Here is an 8,668-nt window from a genome sequence, read left to right on the forward strand (position 1 = left end):
AGCTAACGCAGCGCTTGCCGGAACCCGAATAAGAACTGCTCGACCTCCGCGGACGTCCAGATCAACGGCGGGCGGATCTTCAGGACTCCCCCACCCGGCCCCGTGGTCCCGACCAGTACGCCGTTCTCCCGCAACTGCTCGGCGAACTCAGCGGCATCCGGCATCTGCACCCCGACCATCAGCCCCTGACCGCGCACCGGCAACTCCGGCACCAGCGACTCCAAGCCGGCGCGCAACTGAGCACCGACCTCGCCCGAGCGCGCGACCAGACCGGTCTGCTCGATCACGTCCAGCACGGTCAGCGCGGCGACACAGGACACCGGGTTGCCTGCGAACGTACTGAAGAACTCGTCGACGGCCGCGAACTGCTCGGCAATCTCGCGCCGGGTGATCAGCGCGGCGACCGGATGACCGTTGCCCATCGGCTTCCCGAGCGTGACGAAGTCAGGTGTCAGCCCGAAGTCGAGGAACCGCCACAGGTTCCGCCCACCCCGCCCGAAGCCCGCCTGTACCTCGTCGGCCAGGAAGAGCCCACCCTGCGCGCGGGTCTCGTCCTGCAGGCCGCGCATGAACTCTCCGGTCGGGGTCAGGATCCCAGCACTGCTGAACACCGAATCGACCGCGAGCAGGTTCACGTCGTGACCGGTCCGGCGAAGCTCGTCGCCGGCCGACCGGGCCCGGCGAACCGCCTCCGCGCCGGTCGGCTGCCGTCCGTCCGCATCGAGTCGCGGTGCCTCGAAGGTGGCCACATGAGCCGGACGCGCCGACGGCGGGTAGGTGTTCGTCGACCAGGCCGCCGTGGCCTCACTGACACCGTGGTACGCGAGGTCCGCGACCACGACACCGGATCGGCCGGTGACGACGCGGGCCATCCGCCAGGCCAGGTCGTTGGCCTCGCTGCCCGAGTTGACGAAGACGCAGGTGTCCAGGCCATCGGGCATCGACGCCGTCAGCCGCTCGGCCAGCTCGATCGCGGCAGGGTGCAGGTACCGCGAATTGATGTTGAGTACGGCGGCCTGCCGCGAGATCGCCTGGACTACGGCTGGATGCGCGTGCCCGACCACGGGAACGTTGTTGTAGGCATCGAGATACCGGCGACCGTCGGCCGTGTACACCCACGGACCTTGGGCGCGGACCACCTGCAACGGTGAACGGTAGAACAGCGGGGACAGGTCGCCGCCAAGGACGGAGTTCCGTCGATCCAGCAAGGTCGGGTCGGGGGCGGTGGCAACGCGCGAGGTGCCGCAGCGGCGGTGGAAGCGACCGGCGAGCTCCGCCCGGTCGAGCTCGGCGAGCTCGTCGAGGATGCGCCAGCTGCCGACCACGAGACTGGTGAGGTACTCCTCGTTGTCGGGATAGAGCGGCGCGCGCCACGCCGAGATGAGCACGCTGGCGGCGGAGCGGGCCAGGACGAGCTCACCGATCAGCTCCACCTCGGCGGGCTCGAGCGGCAGCACTCGCTGGTAGCCGTCGAGGAAGCGGCCGGCGTCGGCCCACAGATCGTCGGACTCCCGCAGCAGCGACGTCAGGCTGATCGCGAGCTCGGCGACACGAGCGGTGTGGTGCATGTCGCCGAAGTCGATGACGCCCGTGATCCCGTCGTCCTGCAACAGCAGATTGCTCAACGTCACATCACCGTGCAGCGCGGACGCCGGGAGCTTGCGGGCGGCTTCGTCGAGGCCGGCGAAGCGATCGAGCAGGCGATGCATCGGGGCGCGTCGCCGTTCGTCCGGCAGGTGGTCGGCGTACGGACGCAGATCGGCGACGTGGCGCGGGTCCCAGTCGAGCCTGCGGTACGCCGCCGGGTGCCCGAAACCCTGGAGCGCGACGGTCAACCGGGCGCTGATCGAGCCGAAGTCGGCCGCGAACCAGCCTGGCAGTGCGGTCAGGTCGGCGACCTCGCCAGGCAGGACCGTGATCACCCGCACCAGATGGGTGCGACCGTCCGCGGCTTTGACCGTGGTGACGGGTTCGCCGGTCGTGCTGGGGATCAGTCGTGGGATCGGCAGGTCCGGATCGACCGTGGCGACGTGGTCCATCGCGCCGCATTCCATCGCGATCTGAGCCGCGTCGTCTCCGGTGTTCGACACCTTGACCACGAGCCGCCGGCCGTCGGCCTCGGCAAGGAAATTCCGGTCCCGCTCACTGCGCAGCTCGGTCACCACCGCGTCGAGACCGTACTCGGACCGCAGCAGCTGCGCCGCCGTACGAACGTCGACCTCCGGCGGATCCTCGAGCATGCTCGCCGTCTGTCCACCCGTCTGCATCATGACGCCTGTTCCGAGGTGACGCGGCTCCGGCCGCTGAACGCCAGCGGTTCCGGAGTGACGAGGTACTGCGGTACGCCGCTCGCGTCGAGCCGCAACGGTGCGTCGTGCCCTGGGTAGACCAGGTCGGCGAGCTGCGCGACCCGCTTGACCGAAGCATCCGCCCGGGCCCGGTCGTACGGACGGCCTGAGGCAGCGCCTGCGCGCAGCACCTCGGCGGTGGGCACGGCGTCCGCGCTCAGGACGGCTGTCCCGGCATCGGTACTCACGGCGAGGCCGATCGATCCCGGAGTATGGCCCGGCAGATCCAGCACCTGCACACCGGGCAGCGGCTCGTCGCCGTCGCCGGTCGTGTGGACGTCCAGGTCGTCGAGGATCCTCCGGGCCCACCGCGGCGTACCGAGGTCTATGGCTGGCGGGTCCGCCAGGTTGCGGAGCTCGTCGGCGTGCAGCAGCACCCGTGCTTCCTGGAAGAAGTCGACGTTCTGGATGTGGTCCCAGTGACCGTGCGACACCACGACCGTGCCGATGTCGGCCGGTTCCAGGCCGCGCGCGGCCAGAGCCTCCAGCAACCACCGGCGCCGGCCGGCGTGCCCGCAGTCGAACAGCAGGCGTCCCGCATCGCTCTCCACCAGGTGGATGGAGCAGAACGCGGGGCTGCCCTGTGCGGTGCGCAGCGAATAGCCGTTCAGCAGGGTGGTGAGCGTCGGTGTCATCGGCTCCTCGTCGAAGATCGATAGTGTCCCGTGGGCGACTCAGTGGAACAGCAGCGCCCCGCGCCGGTTGATGAGCACGCAAGGCCCGGGGCGCTGCTGGCTCAGGCGAGGACGAGCGGTCCGGCGTCGATCAGCAACGACGGGACGACCACGCTGTCCATGAACGTCTGATCGCCGATCTCCCGGATCGCACCGACCGCCAGTACGGCGTTCAGCACCTCGTCCATCCGGAACGTGAAGCGCAGCTGCGGGTGCCATGCGACCAGCTTGCCGTCTTCGGCCCAGTAGGTCGCGTCCCGGGTGGTCCCGGTGACCAGCGTCTGCTTCGGGTGCAGCACCCGGAGGTAGTCGAGCCGGTTCACGACCAGCCCGCTGCCGCACTCGGCAAGCAGCTCGTCCTCGGTGGCGTCGCCCGCGTCCAGCAGCAGGTGCGACGGCACCGGGTCGCCGCCGAACCGCCAGCCGTCGGGCACCGCGTGACCGGTCGGGACGCCGCCGGTCAGCTCGGCCCGGCGCCGATCGGAGACCACGCCGGTGAGCACCCCACGGTCGATCAGCGGAGTCCGCCGCCGAAGGTTGCCTTCAGCATCGAAACCGCTGACCAGCCCGGCGGAGTCGGTCGCGTCGTCGACGAGGGTGAGCTTCTCACTCACCACTTGCTGACCCATCCGGCCGGCCAGCACCGACCGGCCGCTCGCGTAGTGCTGCGCGCCGAGAGCCCAGTGGCCGAAGGTAGCGATCAGCGTGTTCACCGCCGACGGCTTGAGCAGCACCCGGCAGGTGCCGCGGAAGGGCTCGCGCGCCGGCAGCGGACGCAACGCCTCCCGCAGGCGACCGGGAATGTCGCCGATCGGGATCAGGTCGGCGTCGCGATGCACCAGCTTGACGCTCGCGGACTGCCCGTCCTGCTTGGCGATCGCCTGGATCGATGCCTTGGTCAACGTCTCGGAACGGAACAGGCCGGCCGAGTCGGCGACGACCCGGTCCAGGACGTCGTACCGGATCGCTCCGCCGAGGCGCGCGGACTGGTCGAGGCCGTCGCGCACCGTGGTGAACCACTCGTGCCGTACGGCGGGATCGCACTCCACGATGGACTTCGCGGGCTCGACCACCAGCTGCTCGAGGTCGGGCGTCGTACCAGTGTCGGCGGCCTCGGGCGCTTCCGGCTGATCCGCTGGTGCCGGGAGGTCGGCGAGGGCCGCGGTCAGCCGGTCGGCGAGGACCTGTACGGCGATCGGGTCGAGCGTCTCCAGAGTTCCGCCGGCGGTACGGCCGTCGCGGTTCACCTTGACCCGGACACGCAGCCTGCGTTCACTGTGCTGGGCGGTGATCTCGGACTCGGCGTACCGGAGCAGTTCGGCGTTCTCCCCGAGGACGTCCAGCCGGGTCCCCGGGCCGAGGATGTCCAGCGCGCGCTCGATGTCTGTCCGCTCGATGCTCATCGTCCCACCTGCACGTTCTGGAAACGTCCCGGCACGGTGCCGTGACCGACGTGAGCCACCTGCAGCGGCTCACCCTTGTTACACGACGGGACGCCGTGCACCTTCCACTCGTCCGGACCACCCAGCGCGTCCAGACCGGCCCAGAACTGCGGTGTGACGCTCTGGTAGCTGCAGTTCTTCAGCAGCCGGCCGAGCTTGCCGTCGCGGATCTCCCAGCCGAGCTCGGTGGTGAAGCGGAACGACATCCGCTGGTCGTCGATCGAGAAGCCGCGGTTGGTGTCGACCAGGATGCCGCGCTTGGTACCCGCGATCATCTCCTCCAGCGAGGACTCGCCTGGCTCCAGGCAGATGTTGGTCATCCGCACCAGCGGCAGCCGCTGCCAGCCGTCGGCCCGGGAGGCGCCGGTCGGCTGGTCGCCGAGCGCCGCCGCCGACTCGCGGCCGGACATGTAGCCGAGGAAGATGCCGTCCTTGATCAACTGGGTGCGCTGGGCCGGCACACCCTCGTCGTCGTACCCGAACGAGCCGAGTCCGCCAGGGATGGTGGCGTCGGCGTACGCCGAGACGATCGGCGAACCCCAGCGGAAGTTGCCCCGTCGCTCCGGCGTCGCGTACGTCCCGCCGGCCAGGCTCGCCTCGGTCCCGAGCGCCCGGTCGGCCTCCATCGGGTGGCCGGCGCACTCGTGCAGGACCATGGCCAACTGGTTGCCGCCGGCAATGAGTGTGGTGATCTCGTCGGGGCACTGCGGCGCGGTCAGCAGCGCGACCGCCTCGGATGCGACCCGGGCCGCGTTCTCCACCAGGCCGAGCGATTCGACGTGCTCCCAGCCGGCGGTCGCGAAGTCTCCGCGCTGGCCGCGGATCTGTCGCGGGACGCCCTGCGGGAACGACCGGCGCTGCAGGTCGTCGCCGTTGCCGGCGTTCACCATCAGACCGCCGCCGCTCTCGGTCAGCGTCTGCTCGATCAGCGCACCCTCGGTGTTCGCGAACACCTTCTCGTCGCGGTAGAAGTCGACCGACGCCTCGATCTGCTGGACCAGCGGACCTGCGGTCGACGCCTCCTTCACGGTGGCGGAGAGCAGATCGAGCTTGGTGGACAGCGGAACCTCGAAGGGGTCGATCCGCTGCGGCGACGACCAGGTCGCCCGCGTCGTGACCGGCTCGCCCAGGGCGACATGGCCGCCGCCACCAGCGGCGCGAGCCTGGCCGACCGCTTGCGCGATCACGCTGTCGAGGCCGTTCGGGTCCAGACGGTGGGTGGCGGCGAAACCCCAGTGGCCGCCGATCAGCACGCGCAGCCCGAGACCGAGGGAGTCGTCGTAGCCGACCTCACCCGGGCCGTCGAACTCGACCAGGACCTGCTCGTGGGTGCGCCGAACCACCCGGATGTCGCCGTACTGAACGTCCGCGGGCAGCAGGGCCAGCACGGTCTCGGCAGTGTCGCGCATCACGGGGCGCTCACCTGCTCTGGTGGGAAGGGAGTCACGGTGGGACCTCCGGTTCGGGGACGGATTGATCGGCGCCTCCGTCTCACCGTAGCAGATACTACGAGATTCTGAATAGAGGTCGTGAGTGCTACAGAACAGGAAGGGCAGACAGCGATCGGCCCCGCCTCGCGCGGACGCGAACCGGGGCCGATCGTCAACAGGGACTGGGTTTTCAGCGCTTCTTCGGCCGGACGTCGATGGCCAGGCTGATGCTGAACGCGGCGACGACCAGCGCGCCGCCCAGCAGGGTCAGCCCGGTGTCACCGAGCAGGTCGAGCGTCATCGCGGCGTACAGGACGACGAGCGCGAGCACCACCGCGACCGCGATCTTCCAGTCGTCGCCGATGATGAAGTCGTACCAGAACTGCCCGAAGGACTTGAGGAACCTCATTTCTTCACCTCCACCGCGAAGTCGGCGGCACCCACGGGCGCCGGAGTGGCCGGCTTGCGCAGCACGGCGACGAAGATCCGGCTGAGCAGCAGCCAGGCGGCGATCAGGGCCAGGATCATCAGGTCGTGACCCGGCCAGCCGAGGCTCTCCCGGCCGTCGCGGAAGATGCCGATGCCCTCGACCGCCCAGTAGGTCCCGAACGACGCGAGCAGCAGGCCGACGCCGTACTTGAGCAGGTTCTCGTTGATCATCGACAGCGGCCGGCGCAGGGCCACCGCGATCCCGAGCACGATCACCACGGCGGCGATCGCGCCGAGGCTGGCGGCCGGGATGTTGTTCGCGTTCAGGCCGAAGGTCAGCACGATGAACACGACCTCCATGCCCTCCAGGAACACGCCCTTGAACGAGACCATGAAGGAGAACATGTCCAGGCCGCTCTTGCTCTGACCGGCCGCCTTGGCGGCCTCCACTTCCTCCTTGTAGATCGCGTCCTCGTCGTGCACCGCCTTGCGACCGGACGATCTGAGGATCGCCTTACGGAGCCACTGCAGACCGAAGATCAGCAGCAGACCGCCGATCGCGAGCTGCAGCGCCGACTCCGGCAGCCAGTTCGCCAGCGCGTAGCCGGCCGCCAGAGTCACCACCGCGAGCGCGCCGAGCGCCGCGAAGGTGCCGACCAGCGCCGACTTCCAGCTCCGGGTGTACCCCATCGCCATCACGATCGTGGTCGCTTCCACCATCTCCACGAAACACGCGACGAACGTCGCGATGATGAGCCCCCACGTTGCCGCGTCCATCTCTCACTTCCCTCTTTCAGATGAAACATATGCTGCACGAAACGATAGTTACAGAGTTCTTGTGGTGTCAATGAGCGGGCAGTGGGTGAGACGGGGCCGGATCCGGGCATGCCGAAGCACCCGAGGGGATCAGGGAGTCACCTCGGGTGCGTCGGCAGGGAGGGTCAGCTCAGCGCGGCTGCCAGCGTGCTCGACGAGATGTTGCCGCCGCAGGACACCACGGCGACGCGTTTGCCTTCCAGTTCCGTACGACGGGCCCGCGCCGCCGCGAAGGCCATCGCGGCGGATCCTTCGATCAACTGGTGTTCGGTGTCGATCACCATCCGCAACGCGGCGCTGATCGCGTCCTCACTCACCAATACCCAGTCGTCGACCAGTTCACGACACAGGTCGAACGTGATGCTGCCCGGCTCGACGCTGCCCGCCGTACCGTCGGAGAGCGTTTCCTGGGCATCGATCAGGACGATCTTCCCGGCCCGCACCGACGCGGCCATCGCGTCGTCGCGCACCGGCGACGCGCCGTACACCCGGATCCCGGGCAGGTGCTTCTTGAGCACCGACGCGACCCCGCTGATCAGCCCGCCGCCGCCGACGGCGACCACCACCGCGTCGAGCCCCGAGCCGGTCAGCTGCTCGAGGATCTCCACCGCGACTGTGCCCTGCCCGGCGATGATGTCCGGGTCGTTGTACGGCGGTACGTAGGTCAGGTCGTACTCAGCCGCATACGCCCGCGCCTTCGGCTCGAGGACGCCGGAATCGTTGCCCTCGGCCCGGATCTCCAGGCCGAGCCGGCGCAGTGCGGCCACCTTGCTCGGTGACGCGTTCTCCGGCAGGTAGACGATGCCGTGCCCGCCCAACGTCGCGAGCGCGTTGCCGACACCGAGGCCGTGGTTCCCGGTCGAGGCGGTCACCACCCCGGCCTGGCGCTGCTCGTCGGTGAGCGTGAGGATCTTCGCCATCGAACCACGGGCCTTGAACGAACCGGTGCGCTGCAGGTGCTCGCTCTTCACCAGCACCTCGGCGCCGAGTTCGTCACTGAATGCGCCGTACCGGACGAGCGGCGTCAGCGGCAGGTGCTCACGCAGCTTCGGTGCGACCAGTTCCGACCGCTCGGCGGCTTCCGCGGGGCTCAACGTCATGCAGTACTCCTATCCGGTTGCCACTGAGAGCTGGGCACGCAGCCCGGCCCGCAGCGGGATACACATCGGTTTACCACTGACCGGGTGTGGCACGACCTTGGACTCCACCCCGAACACGTCGCGGATGATGTCGCAGGTGAACACGTCCTCCGGCGTTCCCTGCGTGACCAGGGCGCCAGACTTCATCACGAACACGTGGTCGGCGTACTCGGCGGCCATGTTGAAGTCGTGCAGCACCATCGCGACGGTCTTGCCCTGTTCCTGGTTCAGCTGGTGCAACAGGTCCAGCACCTCCAGCTGATAGGCCACGTCCAGGTACGTCGTCGGCTCGTCGAGCAGGATCAGGTCGGTGCCCTGGGCCAGACACAACGCGATCCAGACCCGCTGCCGCTGGCCGCCGGACAACTGATCGACGTGCTGGTGGCGCAA

General features: G+C 69.0%; 8 protein-coding genes. All 8 read right to left on the reverse strand.

Features of this window, described 5'->3' with window-relative positions:
- Nucleotides 1-2: 2 nt before the first annotated feature.
- Entirely contained in the window at nucleotides 3-2,270 is a 2,268-nt protein-coding gene (locus ACZ3HV_RS32225) for an aminotransferase class III-fold pyridoxal phosphate-dependent enzyme (protein ID WP_465689792.1), read from the reverse strand.
- Nucleotides 2,267-2,983, reverse strand: coding sequence for an MBL fold metallo-hydrolase (locus ACZ3HV_RS32230; RefSeq protein ID WP_465689794.1), 717 nt, complete (start codon nucleotides 2,981-2,983; stop codon nucleotides 2,267-2,269). Before ACZ3HV_RS32230 ends, ACZ3HV_RS32225 begins: the two co-directional genes overlap by 4 nt.
- A gap of 101 nt (nucleotides 2,984-3,084) precedes the next feature.
- Entirely contained in the window at nucleotides 3,085-4,425 is a 1,341-nt protein-coding gene (locus tag ACZ3HV_RS32235) for a metallopeptidase TldD-related protein (protein WP_465689796.1), read from the reverse strand.
- Complete coding sequence (locus ACZ3HV_RS32240; protein WP_465689816.1) at nucleotides 4,422-5,873, reverse strand: TldD/PmbA family protein; 1,452 nt, start codon at nucleotides 5,871-5,873, stop codon at nucleotides 4,422-4,424. Before ACZ3HV_RS32240 ends, ACZ3HV_RS32235 begins: the two co-directional genes overlap by 4 nt.
- A 211-nt stretch (nucleotides 5,874-6,084) precedes the next feature.
- Nucleotides 6,085-6,303: a hypothetical protein gene (locus ACZ3HV_RS32245; protein ID WP_465689798.1), complete on the reverse strand. Its 219-nt coding sequence runs from the start codon at nucleotides 6,301-6,303 to the stop codon at nucleotides 6,085-6,087.
- On the reverse strand, nucleotides 6,300-7,100 hold the full coding sequence (locus ACZ3HV_RS32250; RefSeq protein ID WP_465689800.1) for a COG4280 domain-containing protein: 801 nt from the start codon (nucleotides 7,098-7,100) through the stop codon (nucleotides 6,300-6,302). Before ACZ3HV_RS32250 ends, ACZ3HV_RS32245 begins: the two co-directional genes overlap by 4 nt.
- A gap of 164 nt (nucleotides 7,101-7,264) precedes the next feature.
- Nucleotides 7,265-8,239 (reverse strand): pyridoxal-phosphate dependent enzyme, encoded by a 975-nt coding sequence (locus tag ACZ3HV_RS32255; RefSeq protein WP_465689802.1) that lies wholly within the window; start codon nucleotides 8,237-8,239, stop codon nucleotides 7,265-7,267.
- A 9-nt stretch (nucleotides 8,240-8,248) separates the two neighbouring features.
- The coding region (locus tag ACZ3HV_RS32260; protein ID WP_465689804.1) for an ABC transporter ATP-binding protein at nucleotides 8,249-8,668 on the reverse strand (420 nt) is incomplete at its 5' end.

This window comes from Kribbella sp. NPDC020701 (assembly GCF_055562215.1).

Bases quoted from the DNA above. Each gene is read 5' to 3' on its own strand.
- ACZ3HV_RS32230 (WP_465689794.1), bottom strand. From the start codon at position 2,983: ATGACACCGACGCTCACCACCCTGCTGAACGGCTATTCGCTGCGCACC.
- ACZ3HV_RS32250 (WP_465689800.1), bottom strand. From the start codon at position 7,100: ATGGACGCGGCAACGTGGGGGCTCATCATCGCGACGTTCGTCGCGTGT.
- ACZ3HV_RS32255 (WP_465689802.1), bottom strand. From the start codon at position 8,239: ATGACGTTGAGCCCCGCGGAAGCCGCCGAGCGGTCGGAACTGGTCGCA.
- ACZ3HV_RS32225 (WP_465689792.1), bottom strand. From the start codon at position 2,270: ATGATGCAGACGGGTGGACAGACGGCGAGCATGCTCGAGGATCCGCCG.
- ACZ3HV_RS32235 (WP_465689796.1), bottom strand. From the start codon at position 4,425: ATGAGCATCGAGCGGACAGACATCGAGCGCGCGCTGGACATCCTCGGC.
- ACZ3HV_RS32245 (WP_465689798.1), bottom strand. From the start codon at position 6,303: ATGAGGTTCCTCAAGTCCTTCGGGCAGTTCTGGTACGACTTCATCATC.
- ACZ3HV_RS32240 (WP_465689816.1), bottom strand. From the start codon at position 5,873: ATGCGCGACACTGCCGAGACCGTGCTGGCCCTGCTGCCCGCGGACGTT.